The sequence below is a fragment of the Pseudomonas sp. 65/3-MNA-CIBAN-0223 genome, from assembly GCF_040310425.1.
In the GTDB taxonomy this organism is placed as follows: Bacteria; Pseudomonadota; Gammaproteobacteria; order Pseudomonadales; family Pseudomonadaceae; genus Aquipseudomonas; species Aquipseudomonas gregormendelii.
Map to the genome: position 1 here is coordinate 1 of NZ_JBEOPV010000343.1, position 237 is coordinate 237.

Genomic DNA, 237 nt, shown 5'->3' on the forward strand with positions numbered 1-237 from the left:
GTTTCGGCCTGCAGGCGCTCGCCGTTGAACTCGACCTGGTTGACCTGCGAGCGACGGCCGACCTTCGTGTCCGGAACAGTGAACTGTTGGGCCGGCGGGTAGTACTGGTATGCGAACTGCGTTTTCGCGAGCGGCGACGTGCGCGGCAGAACTTGATCGGCGATCATCGCCTGGTTGCGCACGATCACTGCAATGGCGGTCAACTGCGGATCGATCGGAAACGGACTGGGCATGGAT

The 237-nt window shown here is 62.0% G+C and carries 1 pseudogene; it reads right to left on the reverse strand.

Annotated elements, in window-relative coordinates:
• Window positions 1-237: pseudogene (locus AAEZ09_RS29140) on the reverse strand (hypothetical protein); the annotation flags it as partial.